This is a genomic window from Ruegeria sp. CDSC021 (assembly GCF_059610845.1).
On record NZ_JBXWOK010000018.1, the window covers coordinates 22680 to 48097 of the forward strand.

Here is a 25418-nt window from a genome sequence, read left to right on the forward strand (position 1 = left end):
TGGGGTGGGTGACGTCCCGTCACCCAACTGGACATCATGACGGTGGCTAAGTCATTCTCGGCCCAAAGGTAATGCCCGCGTGTCGGGGCGGAGGAGAAAACTCATGAACATGTCATTCGGCCTGCGCGAGGAAAACCGCGAACTGCTGACCCGCGTAACAGAGATGATCCGAAATGAAGTCATGCCGCTGGAAGAAGAGTTCCATGCTGAAATCAACAAAGGTGACCGCTGGCAATATACCGACCGGCAGGCGGATATCCTTGAAGGGTTGAAAGCCAAGGCCAAGGCGGCGGGATTGTGGAACTTCTGGCTGACCGACAGTGAAAAAGGGCTGGGTTTGACAACTGTGGAATACGCCTTTTTTGCTGAAGAAATGGGAAAGACCCCGCTGGGTGCCGAAATCTTCAACTGTTCAGCCCCAGATACGGGCAACATGGAAGTATTCGAGCGGTACGGGTCCGAAAAGATGAAGCAAGAGTGGCTCAAGCCGCTGCTCGATGGGCAAATCCGTTCGGCCTATCTGATGACCGAACCGGATGTCGCCTCGTCAGATGCCACCAATGTTTCGATGTCCTGTGTGCTGGACGGCGAATCCTACGTTCTGAATGGCGAGAAATGGTGGGCCTCAGGCGCCGGTGATCCGCGGTGCAAGGTCTATATCGTCATGGTCCGGACGGGCGGTGATGACCTGCCTGTTCACAAACGCCAGTCGATGATCGTGGTGCCGGCGGGAACGCCCGGGATCGAGGTGCTGCGCCCGATGGAAGTCTACGGCCATGATGATGCGCCGCACGGGCATATGCATATTCGCTTTACCAATGTCCGGGTGCCTGCCGAGAATATCCTGCTGGGCGAAGGGCGCGGGTTCGAGATCGCTCAGGGTCGATTGGGGCCGGGACGTATTCACCACTGTATGCGCGCTATTGGGCAAGCAGAGATGGCCCTGGAGCAGATGTGCAAACGGTCGCTGCAACGCGAAGCATTTGGCAAGAAGCTGGCGCAGCTTGGGGCGAATTTCGATATTATAGCCGAATGCCGGATGGAGATCGAAATGGCCCGGCTACTTTGCCTCAAGGCTGCTTGGTACATGGATCAGGGCGATGCGCGCGCGGCGGCCCCGTGGATCAGCCAGATCAAGGTCGTGGCCCCGCGGGTCGCATTGAAGGTGATTGATGAGGCGGTGCAGATGTATGGCGGGCAAGGGGTAAGTCAGGACACGCCGCTGGCGACCGCGTGGACGCATGTACGGACCCTGCGGCTGGCCGATGGGCCGGACGCGGTGCATCGTCGTCAGGTCGCACGGACCGAGCTGAAAAAGCATACACAGGAAAAGGTCTGAGGTCCCAAGTGGTCTTGAAATCTGACATGTCCAGGTTGCCTTATTTCAGACTTCGCGCGGATGGGGATTTTGTCGGCAATGACCCGGCGCGGGGCCCGTGGTCTGCCGAACATTGCCATGCTGGTCCGGTCAGCGGTCTGATCGTGCGCGCCGCGGAATCTGAAATTGGTCCCGGTAAGATGCTGACCCGGCTGACGGTCGATCTGCTGCGCCCGCTGCCCCTGTCCGGGTTGCGGGTTGCGGCCGAGACGACGCGGCACACCAGAACGCTAGCGACCACTCGGGTTACTGTGCACGATCTGGACAACACTTTATGCGCCGTAGCCACAACTATGCACCTTGCCCGCCGCGACCTTGGCCCGGTTCCCAATGTCGCTCTCTCATCTCCGCAACTGGCGGACTCGGTGGACGGCCCATTTCCCATCGGCGAAATTCGGCACGATCTTCCTGGGTTCGCGACCTATTCCGATGTCCTCTATCCCAAGGGTGGAAATCAGGGCGTCGGTCCCAAAACGATCTGGATGCGCACGCCTCCGCTGCTTGGGGACGAGGTGCAATCTCCGATTCAGGCGCTGTGTCCACTGGCTGATTGCGGCAATGGCATTTCGTGGAATGCCCCAACAACCGAGATGGGGTTCATGAATACCGATCTGACGGTTCAGGTGCACCGCGAGCCGGTCTCGGATTGGCTGGCCTCCGAGTCTGTCTGCCATTGGCAGCCCTCGGGTATCGGCATGTCGCAATCGGTTTTGTATGACACCGAAGGGCCGGTTGGAACAGCCCTGCAGACCCTTGTGTTGTTCCCACCTGCCTGAGCCATCGGCCAGCTTCTGCGCGCCCGGCCCAAATGGGATTGCCGGGCGCAGGCCGACACCCTATCTTTCGCCCATGCGCTGGCTTGTGACCCTAGTGACCTGCTGTTTGCCGATCCCGGCGATGACGCACCCGCATGTCTTTATCGACACGGGGCTGGAATTCGTCGTGGACGCTTCGGGGCAGCTGACCCATGTCCGTGTGACCTGGGCCTATGACGAGTTTTACTCTTTGCTTGTCCTCGAGGACATGAAGCTGGATCAGGATGGCGACGGTCTTCTCAGTGAAAGCGAACAGGATTTCCTGTCCGGATTCGATGCGCAGTGGGATCAGGGCTATAACGGCGATCTGGTCGTCTGGTCCGAGTCTGAGGTATTGCCGCTTTCTGGCCCACTGGAGCCGAAAGCATTGATGGAGGACGGGCGCATCGTGACCTCGCATCTGCGCAGTGTCGAAGGTGGGCCTGTACCGGCCACCGCCTTATCCGCCAAGGCTTTTGATGAGACCTATTATACCGCCTATGACCTGACGCGCCCGGTGACGGTTTCGGGGGGTAAAACCTGCCAGATCAATCGGGTTGAACCGGATGTCGACGGGCAGCTTGCCCAAATGCAGGCGTTTCTGCTGACGCTGGATGCCAATTACGACCTTGAGGAAAATGACATCCCGATGGTGGGCGAAAACTTTGCAACCGAGATCCGTATTTCATGTCCAAATACCTGATTGTCCCGTTTGTTCTGGCGGTCGGAGTTCTGCTCTGGTTCTGGTTCAGCGGCGGGTTTGACCAACTTGCGGCATGGGCTGCCGGTGAACAGCGTGCATTTCAGAACCAGATTGCGCGGTCTCTGCGCGCTGCCCGCGCCGAACAACCTCAGGCGGTCATGACTTTGTTGACGGTGTGCTTCGCTTACGGGTTCTTCCACGCCATCGGTCCTGGGCATGGCAAGGTCCTGATCGGTGGCTATGGGCTTGGTCGGCGTGTGGCGTTCTGGCGGCTTTCAGCGATCAGTGTTTTGTCCAGCCTTGGACAGGCCGTAACCGCGATTGTTCTAGTCTATGCCGGTGTGCTGGTGTTCCAGATGTCTCGGGAAAGACTGGTCGACACTACGGAGCAAATCATGGCCCCAGTCAGCTATGGGGCGATCACTGCGATCGGGCTTTGGCTAGTGTTTCGCGCCTTGCGGAGCTTTGCCAAACGTAGCCGGGATCACGGCGCAGATCATCATCACCACGATCACGAAACCTGTTCGGATTGCGGCCACCGGCATGGTCCGTCTGCGGATGAGGTGGCGCAGGTCGGTAGCCTGCGCGAGGCGGCGTTGCTGATCGCTGGAATCGCCGCACGCCCCTGTACCGGGGCGCTGTTTGTGTTGATCCTGACCTGGCAGATGGGCATCGCCATCGTTGGCATCGCCGGGGCGTTCTGCATGGCGCTGGGCACTGCGACAGTGACCACTCTGGTCGGGTGGACCTCATTCGGTCTGCGCGGCGGGATGCTGGCCTCGGCCTCAGCGACGCGGTTTGCACAGGTGCTGGCCCCAACCATCGAGCTGGTCGCCGGGTTGCTGATAGCGGTGATAGCTGGCGGGTTGTTGCTGCGCGCGCTTTAGTCGAACACCGGGTTCGGGTAGCCGACCCGCGCAAGATACAACCCCTGCGGCGGACAAACCGGCCCGCAGGCGGCGCGATTCTCAGCTTGCAGTGCCTCTCGCACATCTTCGGGCGTCCAGGACCCGGCGCCGACACGTTCCAGAGTGCCGACAAAGCTGCGCACCTGATTGTGCAGGAACGACCGTGCCCGGACGTGGAAATGAACCTCGGGGCCTGAAAAGCCCTGCACCTGTTCCACCCGCAACTCATCCAGCGTTTTGACCGGGCTGGCCGCCTGACAGATCGTGGACCGGAACGTGGTGAAATCATGCCGTCCGATCAGCATGTCCGCCGCGGCCTGCATCGCATCAATATCCAACGGGTGACTGACTTGCCAAACCTGCCCCGCGTCATGGGTTGCAGGCGCGCGGCGCATCAGGATGCGAAACAGATATTGCCGTTCAAGCGCCGAGAACCGTGCATGCCAGTCATCGTCCACCCGTGCGGCTTTCACGATGGCCACTGGTTGCGGCTTGAGGTGATAGTTCAACGCTTCGGACAGTCGGAAAGGGTCCCATTCCTTGATCAGGTCGCAATGGGCGACCTGTCCTAGCGCGTGGACACCGGCATCGGTGCGACCCGCCGCAGCGATCGTGTGATCTCCCGGTTGTATCCGCGACAAAGCCTCTTCGATCGCCCCCTGAACCGAGGGCTGATCTTTCTGCCTTTGCCACCCGGCAAACGGCTTTCCGTGATATTCGACTTTCAACGCGTATCTGGGCATGGGCCGCTGGTACCGTGCTGCGCGGCGGCGGGCAAGGGGCCGGAAAGCGCTGGCATGTCGGACGGTGGCTACCTATCTTGAGCGAAACGATAAAAGCGGGGCGACGGCTTGGTCATCTCATCTATGGCAGACAGTCTTGTGCGCGGCATGGAATCCGTGGGCGACAGCGTTTCCGAAGCTCTGTTCGAGCCGGTCATCCGCCTTGGTGTCACCGGGTTGGCGCGTTCGGGCAAAACGGTGTTCATCACCTCGCTTGTTGCAAATCTGCTGGACCGTGGGCGAATGCCGGGCCTTGTTGCGCAGCATGAGGGACGGATCAACGCAGCTTACCTTCAGCCGCAGCCGGATGATACCGTGCCCCGGTTCGACTATGAAAACCATCTTGCTGCGCTGACCGGGACAAACCCGCATTGGCCCGAAAGCACCCGCGCCGTGTCCGAGTTGCGCCTGTCGTTCAAGGTTCGCCCTGCCGGTCTGCTGTCTGGCCTGAAGGGGCCGCGAACCGTGCATCTGGATATTGTAGATTATCCGGGCGAATGGTTGCTGGACTTGGCCCTGCTGGACAAATCATATGACGACTGGTCAACCGAAACGCTGAACCGCATCACAGAGCGGGCCGAGGCACAAGAGTTTCTGGCGCAGGCCAAAGCGGTCGCGCCAGAGGCAAAACATGATGAGCCGGTGGCGCAATCTTTGGCGCAGGCGTTCTCGGGCTATCTGAACATGGCGCGCGATGCCGGGTTTTACGATTGTACGCCGGGGCGGTTCCTGTTGCCGGGTGATCTGGCGGGATCACCGGTTCTGACCTTCGCGCCGCTGCCAGTCGAAGGGGTCGCCACCCGTAACAGCCTGCACCGCGAAATGGCGCGGCGCTACGAAGCCTATAAATTGCGCGTGGTCAAACCGTTCTTTCGCGAACATTTTGCCCGGATCGATCGACAAGTTGTTCTGGTCGACGCGCTGGGTGCGATTCACAAAGGGCCGAAAGCGGTTGAGGATATGCGCCTGGCGATGGGAGATATCCTGTCGGCCTTCCGTCCGGGGCGCAACGCGTGGCTCAGCCAGTATCTTCTGGGCAAACGGGTCGAGCGCATTTTGTTTGCCGCCACCAAGGCCGATCATTTGCACCACCTGCAGCATCCACGTCTGACCAGCATCATGGAGGCGTTGACACGCGACGCCCGTGACCGCGCCAGTTTTGCCGGGGCCGAGACCTCGGCTGTGTCACTGGCGGCTTTGCGGGCAACAACCGAAGAGATGCGAACCCATGAAGGAGTGCCGCTTGCCTGCGTGCGGGGCACTTTGCTTGATGGCAAGCAGGCGGCCTTCTACCCCGGTGAGTTGCCCGAAGACCCGGCTCATTTGTTGGGGGCAGCCCGCAGCGGAGCAGAAAGCTGGCTGGGCGAAGACTATGGGTTCATGAGTTTTGCGCCTGCGAACCTGACCCTGCGATCGGGTGACGGCCCGCCCCATATCCGGCTTGATCGCGCGGCCCAGTTCCTGATCGGAGACCGGCTATGACCGTAACGCTCCGCCCTGCGCGCAGCACGGATGCTGGCGCGACGGGGAAAATCCTGCATGGTTTTGCTTGTGAAAATGAGTGGATGCCAGAGCTGCATTCCTGTGCCGAAACCATCGCCTTTTGCGGCGTGATGATTGATCGCGACTGGATCACCGTTGCTGAAAACGAGGATGGTGTAGTTGGTTTTCTGGCATTGAATGGTTCAGAGGTCCATTCGCTTTACCTGCGTGCGTCAGCGCGCAATCAGGGCATCGGGCAGCGCCTGTTGGATCAGGCGAAATCTGGCCGACAAAAGCTGTCCCTGTTCGCCTTTCAGGCCAACCATGGCGCGCGAAGATTCTACGAGCGCAACGGATTTGCAGAGATTGCCCGCGGTGACGGGGCCGATAATGACGAAAACCTGCCGGACATCAAATTTGTCTGGAACAGAGAAAGGGCTTCTGATGGCTAAGGGTCCAGTTCTGATCGATCTTGATCCCGAGGAACCTGTTGCGGATGTCGCTTTGGCACCGCCCGTTCCGGATGCGGGCGAACCACAGGGGAAGGCGATGCAGGCCGCCGCGCGTCTGGCTGCACGGAAACCGTCGGCCCTGTCACGCTGGTTCTGGGGACTGGCGGCGGCGGTCATCGGCGCGGTTGTCTCGGTGGCGGCATGGGATTTTGTGACCGCTTTGCTGTTGCGCGCGCCGGTTTTGGGATGGGTCGTAACTGGCCTGATTGGCGCGTTGCTGCTGGTTGCCCTGATCATCGCTTTGCGAGAACTTGCCGCGATCGGGCGGCTTTCGCGTGTTGATGGAATCCGTCGCGCCGCAGACACCGCGTTGGCAGAGGCGGATCTGACGCAAGCCCGCGCCGTAACCAACCGGTTGTTGGCATTTTACAACGGGCGCGAGGACGTTCGATGGGGCCGCGATAGGCTGGCCGAACGTATCGCCGAGCCTTTCGATGCCTCGGATCTGATGGCTCTGGCCGAGGACGAGCTGCTGGCCCCTCTGGATGCCGCTGCCAGTCGAGAAGTCGAGGCCGCAGCGCGTCAGGTCGCGACGGTGACCGCTCTGGTTCCTTTGGCTCTTGCGGATGTGGCGACGGCTTTGGCAGCCTCGTTGCGAATGATCCGGCGCATAGCTGAGATCTATGGTGGAAGGGCCGGTTTTCTGGGCAGCTGGCGCCTGACCCGGGCGGTCTTTGTGCATCTGGTCGCAACCGGCGCGGTGGCAATGGGCGACGACTTGCTTGAACCGGTGCTGGGTGGGTCTGTCCTGAGCAAACTGTCGCGGCGGTTTGGCGAAGGCCTGGTTAACGGGGCGCTTAGCGCGCGCGTCGGCGTGGCCGCGATGGAGGTCTGCCGTCCTTTACCGTTCTCGGACCGTCACAAGCCCTCGACCCGGTCGATGATCAAGCGTGCGCTGGCGGGGCTGTTTTCGAAGACTTGACCTGAGACAAAGCGTTCCTGCCAGCCGCGCATCATAACAAAGCAGGAGGCACCCATGACAGACCATGGACACAGCCAGCAAGAAATCGCGGCACGTATCAACGCGCCGCCGGGGCGTGGCGTTTTGCGTGATGTGGTTTACGGCGGGATCGATGGATCAGTCACCACTTTTGCCATCGTTGCGGGCGTTGCCGGGGCGGGGCTGTCACCGTTCATCATCATAGCGTTGGGGCTGGCCAATGTGCTGGCTGACGGGTTTTCGATGGCGGCGGGAAATTACTCGGGCACCAAGGCTGAACTGGATAACATCCGGCGCATTCGCGCGATCGAGGAGCGTCATATACATCTTTACCCCGATGGTGAACGGAACGAGGTGCGCGAGATTTTAGCCCAGAAAGGACTGTCGGGCCGTGTGCTGGACGAAGCCACCGATGCGATCACGGAAAACCATGACAACTGGATCGACCTGATGATCGAGGGAGAATATGGCCTGGGCAGCGTCGATCCGCATCCGCGCAAAGCTGCGGTGGCGACGTTTTTTGCCTTTCTTGTGGCCGGCATGGTTCCGCTTTTGCCGTTTCTGTTTTCGGTGGACCGGGCATTTGCTGCTTCGGCCTGGATGACGATGGGTGTTTTCTTTGCCATTGGTGCCCTCAAAAGCCGCTGGTCGCTGGCTCCGTGGTGGCGGTCAGGGATCGAAACGCTGCTGATTGGTGGGGCCGCTGCCGCAATCGCCTATTTCGTCGGTTCACTGTTTCACCCCTAGCGGTCGGAATTGTCGCAGTTTGCCCGGTGCCGCAGACGGCTGCCGCTCGACCCGCTAGGTTGGGGCGCAACTTCAGCAGGTTAGGTGCCCGATGCAAGGTTCTGGGAAAAATATACTTGTTCTAGGCGCTTATGGGTTTATCGGCGCGGCGATGATGCGGTCTCTTTCGGATCGAGATGCCAATGTATGCGGCCTTGTGCGCGATACAAACCTGGGTGAGAAAATCCTGCCCGGGATGTCTTTGGCTCAGGGAGATTTGCGCCAGCTCACGCACCCACACGATTGGCTGGAAATTCTGTCAGGTTTTGATTGTATCGTGAACTGCGCCGGGGCGTTGCAGGACGGACCAAAGGACGATCTTGAGGCGGTGCATCACACTGCGATTGCCGCCCTCGGGCAGGCCTGCGCCGCGCGCGAGATTGCTTTGGTTCAGATTTCTGCAACCGGAAGCAGCCCAGAGGCAGACACGGAATTCATGCGCACCAAAGCCTCCGGGGATGCCGCCTTGCAGGCCAGTGGTGTGCCGCTGTGGATTCTAAGGCCGGGCCTTGTGATCGGACAGACTGACTATGGTGGAACGACCTTGTTGCGCATGCTGGCCGCAATTCCGCTTGTGCAACCGATCGCCTATCCGCAGACGCTGGTTCAATGTGTTGGAATGGCCGATTTGTGCAGCGCCGTGGCGGCGGCCGTTGATGAGACGTTGCCACAGGGTACCTATGATCTGGTCGAGGATCAGGCTCATTCGCTGTCCGAGGTTCTGGACGAAACCCGCCATTGGATGGGGTTCCCTAAGGCACGTGTTCGGATAACGGCACCGGCTGTGGTTGCTAAGTTCGCCGCCGGTTGCGCCGATCAACTTGGGCGCTTGGGGTGGCGTTCGCCCCTTCGCAGCAACGCAATGACGGTCATGGCTACCGGAGTTCTTGGCGACCCGGCCCCTTTTCGCAGGGTGACAGGCGAATCCATGGGTTCGATGCCCGAGATTTATCGCAGCATGGCCTGTTCCCGCGAACACAGGTTGGCTGCACGGATGTCGTTGCTGATGCCGTTGACGGTTGCGGTGCTCAGCCTTTTCTGGGTTCTCTCAGGTGTTTTCGGATTGCTGAGCCTGCCGCAAGCCACACAAGTCCTAACCGTCGCAGGCTGGACCAGTGGTGCCGCTGTGGCCAGCGTGCTGTTCTGGTCATGTGTCGATATCTTTCTGGGGCTTGCGATCCTTTGGCGACCATGGGCAGAACGCGCCTGCATCGCTCAACTTTGTGTGGCGGTTTTCTACCTATTGGCGGCCTCAATTACGGCTCCTGTCTTGTGGCTCGACCCGCTTGGACCGCTTGTTAAGGTCATGCCCGCGATCATGTTGTCTCTGGTCGCACTGCCAATGGTGAAAAGCCGATGATGGACCCGGATCTGATCTTGCGCTGGTTTCATGTGATCGGGGCCTGCGTCTTGTTGGGAACCGGGGCCGGAATCGCATTCTTCATGCTGATGGCCCATCGGTCACGCGACCCGCGTTTCATCGCCCAGACGGCGGCAATCGTGGTGCTGGCCGATATGCTGTTCACCACAACCGCCGTTGTTTTGCAGCCAATTTCAGGTGGCTTGCTGGCCTTCAGATTGGGCTGGTCACTGGTCGAAGGGTGGGTGCTGCTGTCACTATTGCTGTATGTCCTGACCGGGGTCTTCTGGCTGCCGGTCGTCTGGATGCAGATAAAGATGCGGAACTTCGCGCAAGAGGCGGCAGATCGCGATGCTGCTTTGCCGCGTTCGTATTTCATATTGTTCCGGCTTTGGTTTGCATGTGGGATCCCCGCATTTCTGGCCGTTTTGGCCATAGTCTGGCTGATGGTTTCCCGCCCTTCAATAGACCTGTTTTGATTTCAGGCCGTGTCGCGGTATGCAGGACGGTATTCCGGACTGTTTCTACCTGATGCATCAGGTTAGCCTGCAGAGAACTTGATAGGAGAAACAGGTTGGAATCCCTTCTGGTCCTTCTTGCGTTGGTTGCGCTGGCTATTCCTTTGACCATTGTGCTGCTGCTTGTCAGTCAGGTTCGGTTGCGGCGGCGGGTCGTCCAGTTAGAGGCGGACATCCTGTCACTGAAACATGGCACCAATACTGAACCAGAACTCGCGACAGAGCCCGAGTCCAAGGCGCAGACAATTCCGGCCAAAGCGCCTCCAGTGTGGCCGATAGCCGACCAACCTGAGACCGAACAGCCAATCCCCCCGCAATCTCCTCAAGAAGCACTGGTTTTCAGCTCTGACCGTTTCGCGTTGCTGCAGGAATGGCTGCAGGAAAACTGGTTCTATGTCGTTTCGGCACTGTCGCTGGCACTGGCGGGAATTTTTTTGGTGCAATACGGCGTCGAGAACGGGTTACTGCCGCCGTCGGCACGTGTCGTTGCCGCATTGCTGTTTGGCGCGGCGCTGATTGTCAGCGGAGAGGTCATTCGCAGGCGCTATGGCGATGGCGTGGACTCCGCGAGCGCCTATTTGCCTTCGGTGTTCTCAGGCGCGGGGCTGGTCACACTGTTTGGCGGTGTTCTGGCGGCGCGGCAACTATATGGCTTGATCGGCCCTGAATTTGCGCTTGTCGCCATGATTGGCGTTGCATCTGTCGGGTTGGTTTTGGGTTGGTTCCATGGTCCGCTATTGGCAGCTGTCGGACTGACAGGTGCCTTTGCCTCCCCGTTCTTGGTCGGTGGCTCTTCGGATGATCCGACCTGGTTATATGGCTACTTCCTAACCATAACGGTTCTGGGCCTGGGCATAGACACCGTCCGCCGATGGGCGTGGATTTCGGTTCTGACACTGGTCGGAGGTTATTCTTCGTGTCTGCTGCTGGTCCTGTCGGAACCGATGACAGAGCCGGGCTATCTGACCTGCATCACCGCCTTTGCGCTCATCACTATTGCGATTCCGGTCCGGCGAATTTGGCCTGATCACACCGGCCCGATGGTCAGCGAAATGATCCGACGCCAAAGCGGCGAGGCATGGCCCGAGTTTCCGACGCGTCTGGCATTTGGTGCGGTTGCGGTCAGCTCGGCCATCCTGGCGCTGCACTGGCCGGATTCTGCCGGTGAGTTCTGGTTGAGCCTGACGCTTTTGGCTGGTCTGACCTTTGCGATGACCGTTTGGACAAGCGGGGCGAGGGCGCTTCAGGACATCAGTGTTTTCTCGATTGTTGGCCTTGTCTGGCTCGTATTTCTCCAGGGGTGGGATCGGGGCAAAGTCGCACAGCGTTTTGCTGAGACCTATGCCGAAACCCCCGAGGCGGATTTTCCCTTTGTCGTGACATTGCTTGTGGCACTGGGTGCAGCCCTGTCGGTTGCGGCGGCGTGGCGGTCGATGCAGCAGGGGCGCTATGGCGTGGTCTGGGCGGCTGGGGCGGTTATAACCGCACCGATACTTGCCATCGCGCTTGAAATCGCTTGGCGCCCGGCCGAGGTTTTGGGCGCGTATTTCTGGGGGCTGCACGCAATGGCTCTGGGTGCCTTGATGGTGGTCTTTGCCGAACGCTATGCGCGCGTGGATGGTGAACAACGTATACGTCCTGCGCTGGCCACGTTATCCGCGCTGTCCTGTCTTGCATTTGCCTGTGTCATCGTGCTGAGTTCTGGCGCCTTGACGATTGCGCTGGTTGTGACCGTTGTAGCCGCTGCCGCGCTGGATCGTCGGTTCAACCTGCCTCAGCTCAGTTGGTTTATCTGGGCCGGGGTCTTCACGGTGACTGTGCGGCTGATCCTGAACCCGGGCCTGTACTGGGCCAATACGGTGCCGGTCGGTGAAATGACGTTGGTCTATGGCGCCGCCACCCTTGGATATGTTCTCGCCTGGGGCCTGATCCGGGGATTGAACCGCCCCGTTGCAATCTTGCTACTGGAAAGCGCAGCCTGGGCAACCGCGGGGATATTGCTGTCATTGCTGCTGCTGCGATGGCTGGAAGGGTTCGGTCAAGGCGGGATGGAGGATAGCCATTGGGGGTTGGGCCTGATGGCAGTGATCTGGCTGCTGTTGGCGGCGGCACAGATACGGCGGTTCGATTTGGGCGGGCCGTTGAACTATGTCCGCTATGGGCTGGCGGCGTTCTTTGCCGCCCATGCCCTGTTCCGACTTGCGCAAGCGCTGACCGAGGCAAATCCTGTTCTTTATCTGCACAGTGATCCCGTGTTGGGACCTGCGCTGATGAACACGCTTGCCATAGCCTACCTTCTTCCTGCCGGGGTCCTTGCCATGTCAGCCTGGCGCATTGAACAGATGCCGGTTTGGTTGCGGCAGGGCTGTTTCGGTCTTGCGGGTGCGCTTGCAGCATATTGGTTGGGTGCTTCTATTCGTCATTTCTGGCAGGGTCCCGATGGCATGTATGCCGAGGCTGGGGTCAGCCAACCAGAGCTTTACACCTATACCTTGGCCCTTTTGATTGCAGGTGCGGCGCTGTTTTATCAATCTTTGGCCCGTCGGTCCGACCTGTTGCGCAAAGTGGGGCTGGCTGTGATCGGACTGGCCGTGGCTAAGGTATTTCTGATCGACATCGCCGGGCTGGGCGGCCTGATCCGGGTCTTTTCGCTGCTGGCGCTGGGGCTTGCACTGGCCGGTTTGGCGTGGCTGAATCGTTGGGCAAAGCTGCGCCAATCGCCACAAGGGGCGGAACCTCTGGACCATTAGCTGTCGGCGTCCTATAAGCGCGGCCATGTATGCCCGTCTGGCCATCATTATTCGAATTATTTCCCCGGCGCTCTGACCACTGAGACGCCGGGCAAAGGTGTTTGAGAACTCGCACCGACCGCTTCGATCCCAATACGACCAGAACATCCAAAGGACGCCCCCAATGTGCGCCGACACGACCCAAACACCTGATTACAAAGACACGCTGAACCTGCCGAAAACCGATTTCCCCATGCGCGCAGGCCTGCCCAAACGCGAACCCGCATGGCTGGAACGTTGGGAAGAGATCGGTGTCTATGACCGCCTGCGTGAAAAACAGGGCCGCACGCCCTTTACCCTGCACGATGGCCCTCCGTATGCGAACGGTCACCTTCATATCGGTCACGCGCTGAACAAGACGATCAAAGACATGATCGTGCGCAGCCATCAGATGATGGGCCACGACGCGCGCTATGTGCCAGGATGGGATTGTCACGGTCTGCCGATCGAATGGAAGATCGAGGAACAGTATCGCAAGAAGGGCAAGAACAAGGACGAGGTGAACGTTGTCGACTTCCGTCAGGAATGCCGCAAGTTCGCCGAGGGCTGGATCGACATCCAGCGTGAAGAGTTCAAGCGTCTGGGCATCACCGGCAACTGGGCCGATCCCTACATCACCATGGACTATCACGCCGAGGCTGTGATCGCGGATGAGTTCATGAAGTTCCTGATGAACGGAACGCTCTATCAGGGGTCCAAGCCAGTCATGTGGTCGCCGGTTGAAAAAACCGCGCTGGCCGAAGCCGAGGTCGAGTATCACGACAAGGAAAGCTTCACCATCTGGGTGAAGTTCAAGGTTGTGAATGCGGGCGATCTGGATGACGCGTTTGTTGTGATCTGGACGACGACACCTTGGACCATGCCGTCGAACAAGGCTGTGGTCTATGGCAAGGACATCTCCTACGGGCTGTACGAAGTCACTGATGCGCCAGAGGAATGCTGGGCTGCTGTTGGCGACAAGTTCCTGCTGGCGGACAATCTGGCCGCTGATGTGCTGGGCCGCGCCCGCTTGAACGACGACCAGTGGACCCGCGTCCGTGATGTCACAGCAGATGAGCTGTCATCTGTCCAACTGGCCCACCCGCTGGCCGGGGCCAAGGGCGGCAATGGCGAATGGGACGACATCCGTGACTTCCGCGCGGCTGAGTTCGTGACCGACACCGAAGGAACGGGGTTTGTTCACTGCGCGCCGTCGCACGGGATGGAGGAATTTGAGCTCTACCGTGATCTTGGCATGCTGGAGCAGGTCATCACCTATAACGTGATGGACGATGGTTCGTTCCGCGCTGATCTGCCGTTCTTTGGCGGCAAATACATCCTGTCCCGCAAGGGCGGTGAGGGTGATGCCAACAAGTCCGTGATCGATAAGCTGGTTGAGGTTGGCGGGTTGCTGGCGCGCGGAAAGATCAAGCACAGCTATCCGCATTCCTGGCGCTCGAAGGCTCCGATCATCTATCGCAACACGCCGCAATGGTTTGCCTCGGTCGACCGCAAACTGGACGACGGCATGGGCGAAATGGGCGATAGCATCCGCGAACGCGCCCTGCGTTCGATCGACGAGTTGGTGAAATGGACCCCGCAGACCGGCCGCAACCGCCTGTATTCCATGATCGAGGCCCGGCCAGACTGGGTTCTGTCGCGCCAGCGCGCCTGGGGCGTACCGTTGACCTGCTTTACCAAGAAGGGCGCTTTGCCGACCGATCCCGATTTTCTGCTGCGCGACCCTGGCGTGAATGCGCGCGTCAAAGAAGCGTTTGAACAGGACGGGGCCGATTGCTGGTATCTTGACGGCGCGAAAGAGCGCTTCCTGGGCAATGACTATAACCCGGATGACTGGGATCAGGTGTTCGACGTTCTGGATGTTTGGTTCGATTCGGGCTCGACCCATGCCTTTGTGCTGCGCGACCGTGAGGACGGCACCGAGGACGGCATCGCCGATGTATATATGGAAGGCACCGACCAGCATCGTGGGTGGTTCCATTCGTCCATGCTGCAGGCCTGCGGCACCAAGGGCCGCGCGCCCTATCGCAACGTGGTGACCCATGGCTTTACGCTCGATGCCAAGGGCAACAAGATGTCCAAATCGCTGGGCAACACCATCGTGCCCGAAGAGGTCATCAAGCAATATGGTGCCGATATTCTGCGTCTATGGGTGGCACAGACCGATTACACCGCTGACCAGCGGATCGGACCGGAAATCCTGAAAGGCACTGCTGACAGCTATCGCCGGCTGCGCAACACCATGCGGTTCATGCTGGGTTCGCTGGCTGATTTTTCTGTGGCCGACCGGGTGGACCCTGCGGATATGCCGCGCCTGGAACGCTGGGTGCTCAGCCGTCTGGCCGATTTGGATGAACAGGTGCGAAAAGGATATGCGTCTTTCGACTTCCAGGGCGTGTTCAGTGCGGTGTTCACCTTTGCAACCGTTGATCTGTCGTCCTTCTATTTCGACGTCCGCAAGGATGCGCTGTATTGCGACGGCGACAATCTGCGCCGTCGTGCCGCGCGCACCGTGCTGGATATACTGTTCCACCGTCTGACCACATGGCTGGCCCCAGTTCTGGTCTTCACTATGGAAGAGGTCTGGCTGGAGCGTTTCCCGGGTGACGACAGCTCGGTCCATCTGGTGGACTTCCCGGATACGCCTGCCGACTGGCGCAATACCGAGCTTGAGGCTGGCATGGCCAAGATCCGCCGGGTCCGCCGCGCTGTGACTGCCGCGCTCGAAGTTCAGAGACAGGATAAGGTCATCGGTTCCAGCCTTGAGGCCGCACCGATCGTGCATGTCGAAGATGGTGAAACCCGCAATCTTCTGGCAACGTTTGACGTCGATGACATGTGCATCACGTCCGGTTTGACCGTCACCGGAGATCCGGCCCCGGCCGAGGCGTTCCGCGTGCCGGAAATCGAGGGCGTGGCCGTGGTGTTCGAAAAGGCTGAGGGTGAGAAATGTCAGCGCTGCTGGAAAATCCTGCCTGATGTGGGGCGCCATGCACATGACGGCGTGTGCGGGCGCTGTAACGACGCGCTGAACTAGTCGACGTTCTGCGGCAGAGGCGGAGTCTTTTGCGAGGCTCTGCCTCGCGCTCCGAGGTATTTTTGGCCAGATGAAGATCCGGATCCGCAGAATTCGGGTTGTGATGCGCGCGGTTTCTGTCAGCCTGTTCGCATGGGAATGATTGCGGTTGAGACCCGTTTCGGGACTTTGGGTGTTGAAGAAACAGATGGCGCGGTGACGCGTCTGATCTGGAATGGCGGCAATCAGGGCGAAGTCACGCCCCTGTTGCAGGAGGCCGCCGCGCAGCTGCGCGCCTATGATCAGGGGCGTTTGGACAGGTTCGATCTGCCTTACCGTATCGAGGGGTCGGAATTCCTGCGTCAGGTTTGCGACCTGATGTTTGCCATTCCGCTGGGCGAAACCAGAACTTATGGTGATCTCGCGAAGGAACTCGGTCAGCCCCCGCAACCTGTGGGGCAGGCCTGTGGCGCCAATCCCATTCCGGTGATTATCCCTTGCCACCGGGTGCTGGCCGCAAACGGGCTGGGCGGGTTTTCAGGTGATGGCGGGATTGAAACCAAAGTCGCGCTGTTGCGCCATGAACGCGCCGCCGGTCTGCTGATCTAGAAAGCGGAATTCTGTTGCAATCCCGCTGGTTGATGCCCAATTTGTTTCAAATAGAGATTTCAAAGGATCGCATGGTATGACCGATCAACCAGACTTGGCAGTTCGTAAAAAGGCCATCATCGACCGCCTTATGTCGCTTGAGGAGCAAGAGCTTGCGACCGCACTGGCGCATTACGACGCTTTCCTGAAAGATTCGCAGCTTGATGACCGGGAAGGGCATGACAAGGATGACATCGCAGCCTCGCGCGAGAATGCCGATCTGGCAGCAGCCTTCGATGCGCCGGTGCATGCGCATCATGCCAAGATCGATGTAATCGAGAATACGGATTTTGATCTGACCGACAGGGTGCAACCGGGTGCGGTGGTCAAGTTCAACAACCGGCGCTTTGTGGTCTGCGTCTCGACCACGCGGTTCGAAGTGGACGGCAAAACCTATATGGGCATCTCAACCCAAAGCCCGATTTACCTGGCGATGGCTGGCCTGCAACAGGGTGATGTGTTCGCCCATAACGGAACCGAGTTCGAGGTGCAGGAGGTCCTGTGACCTTATGCTTTGCGTGGCGGGATCACCTGCTGGGCAATTCCTGCGAACACCAGATACAAGCTGGTGATCACCAGACCCCAATGGGCCCAGCTTTCGGGGTGGAAATCGACCCAGGCAGCCCATCCGGCGAAGAAGGTCCAGGCAAATGCCATCGGCAATGACACATTGCGCCAACGTTCAGTGCGCACCGGGTGGATGAACTTCAATGGCAGGAACATTGCCAGCGAAAGCAGCGTCACCAGCAGCAGGATAACCCAGAAACTGGGCTCGAGCGCGAAGATCACAATGACGAACATGTTCCAGCAGCCCGGAAAGCCGGAAAAGGAATTGTCCTTCGTTTTCATCCGCGTGTCGGCGAAATACATGGCGCTGGCAAAGGTGATGACGATGATGGCGAACCAGCCGGTCCAGCCGTCCATCAAGCCCGATTTGAACAGGGCAAAGGCCGGGATGAACACATAGGTCAGGTAATCAATGATCAGATCCAGAAGCACCCCGTCAAATTCCGGGGCGTTCTTTTTGACGTGATAGTGCCGCGCCAAGGGGCCGTCGATACCGTCCACAATAAACGAGACGACCAGCCACAGATACATCAGGCTCCATTTCTCTTCGACGGCGGCCAGCATGGCGAGCATTGCAAATACGGCGCCGGTCGCGGTGAATAGATGTACGGAAAGAGCTTTGAATCTGTGTGTCATGGTGTCTCTTGAATGATGCACGGGCCAGATGCAAACCAAAAGCCCGGTCAATATGGATAGCGTTTGCTCAGGCTTTTGGGTGGGTGCGGTTGTAAACTTCCATCAGGCGCGCCGTGTCGACCGCAGTATATGCCTGGGTGGTGGACAACGATGCGTGGCCCAGCAATTCTTGAATTGTGCGTAGATCACCGCCCGCAGACAGCAGGTGGGTCGCGAAACTGTGGCGCATGGCATGGGGTGTTACAGTGGAAGGCAGCCCAAGCTGCTGGCGCGCTTTGGCCACCACCCCCTGAATGGCTCGGGGGTTCAGGGGGCCTCCGCGAACCCCGCGAAACAGTGCCTTCTCCCTGGATTGGGGGTGGGGGCACAGCTTTACATATTGATCTACAGCTGTTTGCGCGACTGGCAGGACCGGAACGATCCTTTCTTTGTTGCCCTTGCCGGTGATCCGCAGCGAGTTGGGCAAAGGGGTATCCGCTCCGGTCAGTGAGAGAGCCTCGGAAATACGCAAGCCGCAGCCATATAAAAGAGTAACGACCGCAACGTCGCGGGCAGAAACCCAGTCGCTGGCTGATTGCATCTCGACCGTTTCAATCATCGCACGTGCGGCATCCTCGGCCATGGGTCGAGGGAGTTTTTGGGTAAATTTGGGGGCGCGGGTCGACAGAACTGCGGTCGGCTCAAACCCTTCACGCTCCGAAAGCCAACGGTAGAAGGTTTTTACGGCGGAGAGTTTGCGCGCAAGCGAGCGCGAGCCAACGCCGGATGCGCGCTGATCGGCCATCCATGCCCGCATGTCCGAGATCGTAATCCGTGCAATCGCCGCCATCCCCTGACTTTCGCTATGGTGCAGTGTCATGAAGGACAGAAATTCGGACACATCCCCCCGATAGGCGGTCAGCGTGTTTTCGGACCGGCCTGACAAGGCCCCCAGGCCATCAAGCCAGTTTTGCAGTGCGTCACGACAAGCCGGAGAAATAAGGCTCACGACAGCCAATGGCGCATCGACCGTTCGAAGACACCAGCAAAGAAAGTCAGAAGATCCGTGCCCAGCTTTGGCGTAAAGTGCCTGGGGTCTTTTGCGCTCATGATGATCATGCCAGGCAGGCGGCCTTCGCCCAAATCCAGCCTCAGACAAGCTTCGGAGCGCAGGTGATCCGCATCACTGCCGAATATCCTGTGCGCGGGGTGGATGATTTCACGCAAGACGACCTCGCGTGCTGGGCCGCTGTGGTCAAAGGTCAGATAGTTGTCGACGAAACCGGGTTCGACGATGGCCAGCACGCCAGCCAGTCTTGAGATAGCCGGGTCTTTCTGGACTGCCGTCGTTTCAAGAACCAGCGTAATGCGTTCGACACGCAGTATGTCAGCCACATCTGCACCAAGTATTTGCAGGAATTCCTCAAATCCGACCGGTTCAAGTAGCCGAAGAATGGCCCGATGAACCTGATTTGTGCCTGCCAGATTTTCATAGGCTGCCGCAATGACCGAGCGGTGCGTATCCTCCAGCCGGTCCAGCCGGGCCTCGAGCCTTTGCATGGCTATGCCGCGCAGGTCGATGACGTTATTCCCACGCGCCTGCTCATTTGCGGTGACGAGGGCCTGCATCAGGTCCTTGTCATCCAGAATGGCATCTGGTTCGGCCAGAATCGCCTCGCGCAAGGTGTCCTTGAGTATGGTGTTGCTGCTCATGTCCTGTCCGGTCTTTTTTATTTTTCGGCCTTATAGCACGGCTTGCCGGATCTGCCTCGGGAAAAATGAGCGTCAATTTGAATTTCGCGGGGAATGTGGTCGGGAAAACTCCGGTCTGCAGAGATCTGATCCGAGATCAGATTCAAAGCAGCTGGGCCGAGCGCGGCGCCCCTGGCGCCGCGCGGGTTCGCGCAGAATCAGAGGATTTTCTGACCCGTTTTGGCCCAATCGGACAGGAAGGTTTCAAGGCCTTTGTCGGTCAGCGGATGATCGGCCAGCTTTTTGATCACGGCGGGTGGTGCGGTGATCACGTCGGCACCGATGCGGGCGCTGTCGGTCACGTGGTTCACGGTGCGGATCGAGGCGGCGAGGATTTCGGTCTCATATCCGTAATTGTCATAGACCTGACGGATATCAGCGATCAGGTCCATGCCATCTAGGTTGATGTCATCCAGACGCCCGATGAAGGGCGAGATGAAAGTTGCGCCGGCTTTGGCGGCCAGAATCGCCTGATTGGTCGAGAAACAGAGGGTCACATTGACCATCTGGCCTTCGTCACTAAGCGTTTTGCAGGTTTTCAGGCCCGCCCATGTCAGCGGCACTTTGACAGCGATATTCGGGGCGATCTTGGCCAGCTTGCGACCTTCGGCGATCATATCGTCGGCTTCGGTTGCCACGACCTCGGCCGAGACCGGTCCGTCGACCAGATCGCAGATTTCCTTGGTCACTTCCAGAATATCGCGGCCCGATTTCAGGATCAGCGAAGGGTTGGTGGTCACACCGTCCACCATGCCCAGATCGTTCAGTTCGGCGATTGCGTCGATCTCGGCTGTGTCTACGAAGAATTTCATGCGGGCAGTCCTTTGATGGGTTGGCCTTGGTCGCGGATGGCTTTACCTCAAAGAGACCCATGCTGGAACCCCTTGCCAAGGATATGCATTGAGCACTCAGGAGTTTTTCGATCAAGGTGAGCTGGTGGCGGTGCTGACCGCCCAACCGCTGGACCGGACGCTCGACTATAAGGCGCCCGAGGGCGGGTGCTTTCTGGGCGCTTTTGTCGAGGTGCCGCTGGGCCCGCGCAAGGTCTTGGGCGTGGTCTGGGGGCCGGGGCAGGGTGGCTTTGACCTTGCCAAGGCCCGCTCGGTGATCCGGGTTCTGGAGGTCGCGCCGATGCGCGAAGAGATGCGCCTGTTTCTGGGGCGCGTCGCCGATTACACGCTGACTCCGATGCCTGCGATGTTGCGATTGGCCACGCGCGCGCCCGGATTGGGCGATCCGCCTTCGATGCGCAAGGTCTATCGGCTTGGCGACAGGGACCCTGACAGGGTGACCGACGCGCGGACCCGTGTGTTGGAGGTGCTGCGCGACTACGGCGGGTTGGCCTTTACGCTGAAGGAACTGGCCGAACAGGCGGGGGTGACGTCCTCGGTTGTCAAGGGGCTGGTGAAACAGGGTGCCGTGCGCGAAGAGAACAGCCCGCGCGATCTGCCCTATCCGCATCTTGATCCGGATTTGCCGGGCAAGGACCTGACCGAAGATCAGGCAGCGGCGGTTTTGCGGCTTCAAACCGGGCAGCGGACGGGTGATTACGGCACGACGCTTTTGAAGGGCGTAACAGGTTCCGGCAAGACCGAGGTCTATCTGGAAGCCGTCGCCGAAACCCTGCGCATGGGGCGGCAGGCCTTGGTCCTGTTGCCCGAAATTGCGCTGACTGCGGAATTTCTGACGCGGGTCGAGGCACGGTTTGGCGCGCGCCCGGCCGAATGGCATTCGGGCGCGACCATGACCGAACGCCGCCGGGTCTGGCGCATGGTCGGGCAGGGGGACGCACAACTGGTTGTCGGCGCGCGATCCGCTTTGTTTCTGCCGTTCCGCAATCTGGGGCTTGTGGTGGTCGATGAAGAACACGACACGTCCTACAAGCAGGAAGACGGGGTGCACTACAGCGCCCGCGACATGGCTGTTCTGCGTTCGGCCATTTGTGGCGCGCGGGTGATTCTGGCCAGCGCGACGCCCTCGCTGGAAAGCTGGGCCAATGCCGAGGCGGGCAAGTATGAACGGCTCGATTTGACTTCGCGCTTTGGCGATGCGGTGTTGCCCGAGATGAAGCCCATCGACATGCGGGCCGAGAAGATGCAGCCGGGGACGTGGATTTCTCCATCGCTGCGGCAGGCCGTCCATCAGCGGATCGAGCGGGGTGAACAATCCCTTCTGTTTATTAACCGCCGGGGATATGCGCCGGTCACCCTGTGCCGGGCTTGTGGCGAGCAGATTGCCTGTGATCACTGCGATGCACGCATGGTTGAACACCGGTTTCTCAAGCGTCTGATGTGCCATCAATGCGGTGAGACCAAACCCATGCCCGAGGTCTGCCCCTCCTGTCAGGTCGAGGGCAAGCTGGCCCCGGTCGGGCCGGGGATCGAACGGCTGGCTGAAGAGGCTGAGGCAACATTTCCCGAGGCGAATATTGCCATGCTGTCATCCGATCTGTTCGGATCGGCGCGCGCATTGAAAGCAAAGATCGAAGAGATTGCTGCCGGTGACGCCGATATCGTCATTGGTACGCAGCTGGTGGCCAAGGGGCACAATTTTCCGAAACTGACATTGGTGGGTGTCATTGACGCCGATCTCAGCCTGCATGGGGCGGACCTGCGCGCCGCCGAACGCACATTCCAGCTGATGCGGCAGGTGGCTGGCCGCGCTGGGCGGGCGGATAAGCCCGGACAGGCGCTGTTGCAGACGTTCCAGCCGGAACATCCCGTCATTCGCGCCATCCTGTCGGGCGATGAAGAGGGGTTCTGGAAAGCCGAAGCGGCCGGGCGGTTGGCAGCCGGAGTTCCCCCCTATGGACGCATGGCCGGTATCGTTCTGTCTGGCCCCGAGGTCGGTCCCGTTTTTGACATCGGCAACGCCATGGCCCGCAACGACGCCCCGTTGCGGCAGATCGGTGCGCTGGTCTTTGGTCCAGCGCCTGCGCCCATTGCGCGTATCCGCGGGCGACACAGGGTGCGGCTGCTGGTCAAAGCCCCCAAAGGAGCGCCAATTCAGGATGCCATCGCCCGTTGGATAGCACCGCTGCGGCTGAAGGGCGACATCAGGCTGACCGTTGATATTGACCCGCAAAATTTCTACTGACCTCTGCATTCATGCAGAGCCAATGTGCGTGCCCTTCTTCCCACTCGCCAAAACCTGAAAATGGGCGTAGAGGGACTCTCATGCTGAAACCCATGCCACTTTCCGAGGCGCAAAGCCTTCCGTTCTGGCGCCGTCCCATCACGCTTTTATTCGTGATGGCACTGACCATGCCCATTGCTTTCAACGCATGGAGCGCGTTGTTGAATAATTTCGTTATTGAAGTGGCGAATTTCGACGGTGCCGACATCGGCCTGCTGCATACCGTGCGCGAGATCCCAGGCTTTCTGGCTGTAGGCGTAATTGCCGTGATCTTGTTTGTTCGGGAGCAGGTGCTGGCGATGATCTCGCTGATCATGCTGGGTGTTGCGACTGCGGTGACAGCGTGGTTCCCAAGCCTTGGTGGCTTGTTGTTCGTCACACTGCTGAGCTCGATCGGGTTCCACTATTATGAAACCGTGAACCAATCCCTTCAGCTGCAATGGTTGCCCAAGGACCGAGCGCCGCAATTTCTGGGCTGGATGGTCGCCATGGGATCAGCTTCGACATTGGTTATCTATGGGCTGATTGTCCTGACGTGGGATCGGTTCGATCTGTCCTATAACACTGTATTCATGGCTGCGGGTGGGCTGACGGCTTTGCTGGCGTTGTTCTGTCTGGTCGCCTATCCGCAGTTCGACGCGCCGACTCCGCAAACCAAAAAAATTGTGCTGCGCCGCCGATACTGGCTGTACTATGCGCTTCAGTTCATGGCGGGCGCGCGTCGTCAGATCTTTGTCGTTTTCGCCGGTTTCATGATGGTCGAGAAATTCGGGTTTGAGGTCCACGAACTCACCGGTCTTTTCTTGATCAACCTGGTTATCAACATTTCGGTTGCGCCGATGCTAGGCAAAGCTGTGTCCGTATTCGGTGAACGTCGCACTTTGATTTTCGAATATGCAGGCCTGGCAGTTGTATTTGCAGCCTATGGCGGCATTTATTGGTTCGGTTGGGGCGTTGTTCTGGCGGCTACTCTCTATGTGATTGACCATGTGCTTTTCGCGCTGGCTCTGGCGCTTAAAACCTATTTCCAGAAAATTGCCGATCCGGCAGATATTGCGCCAACCGCAGCGGTTGCCTTTACGATCAACCATATCGCCGCGGTATTCCTACCAGCGCTTCTGGGCCTGCTCTGGGTGTACTCGCCCGGAGCGGTCTTTGCGGTGGCTGCAGCGATGGCGTTGATTTCGTTATCGCTGTCGCTGCTGATCCCGCGCCACCCAGAGCTTGGGAATGAGACGATACTGTCGAAATACGCGCCCGCTCCGGCGGAATAGCTGCCAATGCTTGACCTTCGCGGGCCCGCACCCTAGGCGCTGTGTCAGCTGACACAGGAGGCTCCCATGCCCACATTCACCGCGCTTACCACCCTGACCGGCAAAAAATCAGCCGATGGTCTGGGCGAAGCCATGGAGCGTCTTGATCCCGAACCCACGGGCGTGGGCGTATTCGAAGTCGAAGATGGTTCGGGCCTGTGGGAGATTGGCGGTTACTTCACCGAAGCGCCGGATGAAACGGCACTGGCGGTTCTGGCGGCTGCGTTCGGATCCAAACCCTTTGTAATCTCGGAACTGCCCGAAACCGACTGGGTCGCCCATGTCCGCCGTGAATTGGCGCCTGTCGAGGCTGGCCGCTTTTTCGTCTATGGCTGTCACGATGCCGACAAGCTGCCCGAAGGCCGTATCCCTTTGTTGATTGAGGCTGCAATGGCTTTCGGTACCGGGCATCACGGCACCACCCTTGGGTGTCTCAAGGCTCTGGATTTTCTGCTCGATCAGGGTTTTACCGCGACAAAAGTTGCAGATATCGGCTGCGGCACCGCCGTTCTTGCGATGGCTGCAGCCCGCGTTTGGGATGGCGACATTATCGCCAGCGACATTGATGAGGTCGCCGTCGACGTCGCCGAAGCCAACCTGAAGGCAAACGGCATGTCAGGGAAGGTTCAATGTGTCGAGGCTGCGGGGTTTGATCACCCGGAGCTGAAATCTCTTGCGCCCTATGACCTGATATTCGCCAACATCCTCAAGGGCCCATTGGTGGCCCTGGCGCCCGAAATTTCAGCGAATCTGCGGGTTGGGGGTAAGGCGATTCTATCGGGAATCCTTAACGAGCAAGCCGAGGACGTTGTTTCCGTTTATCTCCAAAATGGCTTCAATGCCTCTAGAAATGACCAAATTGGTGAATGGACGTCGCTAGTCTTAACCAAACAGGGCTAAAATCGGGCCATTTGCAGGAGTTTTGTGGGGTTTCGCCTCTTTTTTGTCGCAATCTGTTTTTACCGTCAATGACGTGGAATTGGGGGGCGGTTGATTTGGAGGCTGCCATGACTGGAAAACAAATTGAATTTGATCAGCGCGTTCATCGGCTGAACAAGAAACATTCGAAGATGACCCGTGGTTATCGTGCGACTATGCGCAAAGATGGCCTGGTTGTTATGAAACCACAGCGGGTTCAGTCCGCGGTGCCTGCAAAGGCTCTGCTGATCTGCTTGGCTGGGCTGTTCGCCTTCAAAACGCTTTTGCTGACCAGCTTGGGGTCGTCGGCCTACCAGTATCGTGTCGATAGCCTTGCGCAAGGGACCGAAGTGGAGAAGGCGGGGGCATGGATCATGCAGATCGACCCGGTATCACAGGCCCTCTCGTCTCAACTCAGCAAAGTTCTCCGCTAAGTTTCTTCCGTTTTGAATAGAAACGCCGCGTATCCGGGGATACGCGGCGTTCTTCTTTGCCCCGAGGG

23 protein-coding genes are annotated in these 25418 nt (G+C 59.1%); 18 read left to right on the plus strand and 5 right to left on the minus strand.

Translation table 11 applies throughout. The features are described 5' to 3' along the window. Nucleotides 1-103 precede the first annotated feature (103 nt). From AC2FGB_RS19070 to AC2FGB_RS19085, 4 genes are all read left to right on the plus strand, one after another. Nucleotides 104-1339, plus strand: coding sequence for an acyl-CoA dehydrogenase family protein (locus tag AC2FGB_RS19070; protein WP_496694652.1), 1236 nt, complete (start codon nucleotides 104-106; stop codon nucleotides 1337-1339). A gap of 26 nt (nucleotides 1340-1365) precedes the next feature. Then, nucleotides 1366-2154: a thioesterase family protein gene (locus tag AC2FGB_RS19075; RefSeq protein WP_496694653.1), complete on the plus strand. Its 789-nt coding sequence runs from the start codon at nucleotides 1366-1368 to the stop codon at nucleotides 2152-2154. Nucleotides 2155-2227: 73 nt separating this feature from the next. Then, nucleotides 2228-2875: a DUF1007 family protein gene (locus tag AC2FGB_RS19080; protein WP_496694654.1), complete on the plus strand. Its 648-nt coding sequence runs from the start codon at nucleotides 2228-2230 to the stop codon at nucleotides 2873-2875. Further along, on the plus strand, nucleotides 2860-3762 hold the full coding sequence (locus tag AC2FGB_RS19085; protein WP_142640132.1) for a nickel/cobalt transporter: 903 nt from the start codon (nucleotides 2860-2862) through the stop codon (nucleotides 3760-3762). Before AC2FGB_RS19080 ends, AC2FGB_RS19085 begins: the two co-directional genes overlap by 16 nt. On the opposite strand, the gene truA is transcribed toward AC2FGB_RS19085, so the two are convergent. Continuing rightward, on the minus strand, nucleotides 3759-4526 hold the full coding sequence (gene truA / locus AC2FGB_RS19090) for a tRNA pseudouridine(38-40) synthase TruA (protein WP_281973824.1): 768 nt from the start codon (nucleotides 4524-4526) through the stop codon (nucleotides 3759-3761). The two genes, AC2FGB_RS19085 and truA, sit on opposite strands and share 4 nt — an antisense overlap. A gap of 108 nt (nucleotides 4527-4634) precedes the next feature. Between truA and AC2FGB_RS19095 the strand changes: the two genes are divergently transcribed. The 10 genes from AC2FGB_RS19095 (at nucleotide 4635) to AC2FGB_RS19140 (ending at nucleotide 17121) form a co-directional block, all read left to right on the plus strand. Next, complete coding sequence (locus AC2FGB_RS19095) at nucleotides 4635-6047, plus strand: YcjX family GTP-binding protein (RefSeq protein WP_496694655.1); 1413 nt, start codon at nucleotides 4635-4637, stop codon at nucleotides 6045-6047. Beyond that, nucleotides 6044-6499 carry a GNAT family N-acetyltransferase gene (locus AC2FGB_RS19100; protein WP_271952301.1) on the plus strand — a complete coding sequence of 152 codons (456 nt, stop codon included), beginning with the start codon at nucleotides 6044-6046 and terminating at the stop codon, nucleotides 6497-6499. The genes AC2FGB_RS19095 and AC2FGB_RS19100 overlap by 4 nt, the downstream gene beginning before the upstream one ends. After that, nucleotides 6492-7481: a YcjF family protein gene (locus AC2FGB_RS19105; RefSeq protein WP_142640202.1), complete on the plus strand. Its 990-nt coding sequence runs from the start codon at nucleotides 6492-6494 to the stop codon at nucleotides 7479-7481. The genes AC2FGB_RS19100 and AC2FGB_RS19105 overlap by 8 nt, the downstream gene beginning before the upstream one ends. 54 nt (nucleotides 7482-7535) lie before the next feature. Beyond that, entirely contained in the window at nucleotides 7536-8246 is a 711-nt protein-coding gene (locus AC2FGB_RS19110) for a VIT1/CCC1 transporter family protein (protein WP_281973820.1), read from the plus strand. A gap of 91 nt (nucleotides 8247-8337) precedes the next feature. Further along, nucleotides 8338-9645: an SDR family oxidoreductase gene (locus AC2FGB_RS19115; protein WP_496690480.1), complete on the plus strand. Its 1308-nt coding sequence runs from the start codon at nucleotides 8338-8340 to the stop codon at nucleotides 9643-9645. Continuing rightward, entirely contained in the window at nucleotides 9645-10124 is a 480-nt protein-coding gene (locus tag AC2FGB_RS19120) for a DUF2269 family protein (protein ID WP_496690495.1), read from the plus strand. The genes AC2FGB_RS19115 and AC2FGB_RS19120 overlap by 1 nt, the downstream gene beginning before the upstream one ends. Nucleotides 10125-10219: 95 nt before the next feature. After that, nucleotides 10220-12913: a DUF2339 domain-containing protein gene (locus tag AC2FGB_RS19125; protein ID WP_496694656.1), complete on the plus strand. Its 2694-nt coding sequence runs from the start codon at nucleotides 10220-10222 to the stop codon at nucleotides 12911-12913. A gap of 163 nt (nucleotides 12914-13076) precedes the next feature. After that, nucleotides 13077-15989, plus strand: a complete 2913-nt coding sequence (gene ileS / locus AC2FGB_RS19130) for an isoleucine--tRNA ligase (protein WP_496694657.1) — start codon at nucleotides 13077-13079, stop codon at nucleotides 15987-15989. 132 nt (nucleotides 15990-16121) lie between these two features. Continuing rightward, on the plus strand, nucleotides 16122-16577 hold the full coding sequence (locus AC2FGB_RS19135) for a methylated-DNA--[protein]-cysteine S-methyltransferase (RefSeq protein ID WP_281973816.1): 456 nt from the start codon (nucleotides 16122-16124) through the stop codon (nucleotides 16575-16577). A 76-nt stretch (nucleotides 16578-16653) separates the two neighbouring features. After that, nucleotides 16654-17121: a hypothetical protein gene (locus AC2FGB_RS19140; protein WP_496694658.1), complete on the plus strand. Its 468-nt coding sequence runs from the start codon at nucleotides 16654-16656 to the stop codon at nucleotides 17119-17121. Between the two features lie 2 nt (nucleotides 17122-17123). Here AC2FGB_RS19140 and AC2FGB_RS19145 read toward each other — a convergent pair whose 3' ends face one another. The 4 genes from AC2FGB_RS19145 to fsa all read right to left on the minus strand — a co-directional run bounded on the left by AC2FGB_RS19145 (nucleotide 17124) and on the right by fsa (nucleotide 20362). Beyond that, on the minus strand, nucleotides 17124-17819 hold the full coding sequence (locus AC2FGB_RS19145; protein WP_496694659.1) for a CDP-alcohol phosphatidyltransferase family protein: 696 nt from the start codon (nucleotides 17817-17819) through the stop codon (nucleotides 17124-17126). Between the two features lie 67 nt (nucleotides 17820-17886). Beyond that, nucleotides 17887-18807, minus strand: a complete 921-nt coding sequence (locus tag AC2FGB_RS19150; protein WP_496694660.1) for a tyrosine recombinase XerC — start codon at nucleotides 18805-18807, stop codon at nucleotides 17887-17889. Then, nucleotides 18804-19511 carry a DUF484 family protein gene (locus tag AC2FGB_RS19155; RefSeq protein ID WP_142640161.1) on the minus strand — a complete coding sequence of 236 codons (708 nt, stop codon included), beginning with the start codon at nucleotides 19509-19511 and terminating at the stop codon, nucleotides 18804-18806. The genes AC2FGB_RS19150 and AC2FGB_RS19155 overlap by 4 nt, the downstream gene beginning before the upstream one ends. A 197-nt stretch (nucleotides 19512-19708) precedes the next feature. After that, nucleotides 19709-20362, minus strand: a complete 654-nt coding sequence (gene fsa, locus AC2FGB_RS19160; protein WP_142640163.1) for a fructose-6-phosphate aldolase — start codon at nucleotides 20360-20362, stop codon at nucleotides 19709-19711. 88 nt (nucleotides 20363-20450) lie between these two features. Here fsa and AC2FGB_RS19165 point away from each other — a divergent pair, with 88 nt between their 5' ends. The 4 genes from AC2FGB_RS19165 to AC2FGB_RS19180 all read left to right on the plus strand — a co-directional run bounded on the left by AC2FGB_RS19165 (nucleotide 20451) and on the right by AC2FGB_RS19180 (nucleotide 25350). Then, complete coding sequence (locus AC2FGB_RS19165; RefSeq protein ID WP_496694661.1) at nucleotides 20451-22646, plus strand: primosomal protein N'; 2196 nt, start codon at nucleotides 20451-20453, stop codon at nucleotides 22644-22646. Between the two features lie 80 nt (nucleotides 22647-22726). After that, complete coding sequence (locus AC2FGB_RS19170; protein ID WP_271952281.1) at nucleotides 22727-23959, plus strand: MFS transporter; 1233 nt, start codon at nucleotides 22727-22729, stop codon at nucleotides 23957-23959. A gap of 66 nt (nucleotides 23960-24025) precedes the next feature. Further along, nucleotides 24026-24898: a 50S ribosomal protein L11 methyltransferase gene (locus tag AC2FGB_RS19175; protein ID WP_142640169.1), complete on the plus strand. Its 873-nt coding sequence runs from the start codon at nucleotides 24026-24028 to the stop codon at nucleotides 24896-24898. Nucleotides 24899-25005: 107 nt separating this feature from the next. Continuing rightward, on the plus strand, nucleotides 25006-25350 hold the full coding sequence (locus tag AC2FGB_RS19180) for a hypothetical protein (protein ID WP_142640171.1): 345 nt from the start codon (nucleotides 25006-25008) through the stop codon (nucleotides 25348-25350). Nucleotides 25351-25418 lie beyond the last annotated feature (68 nt).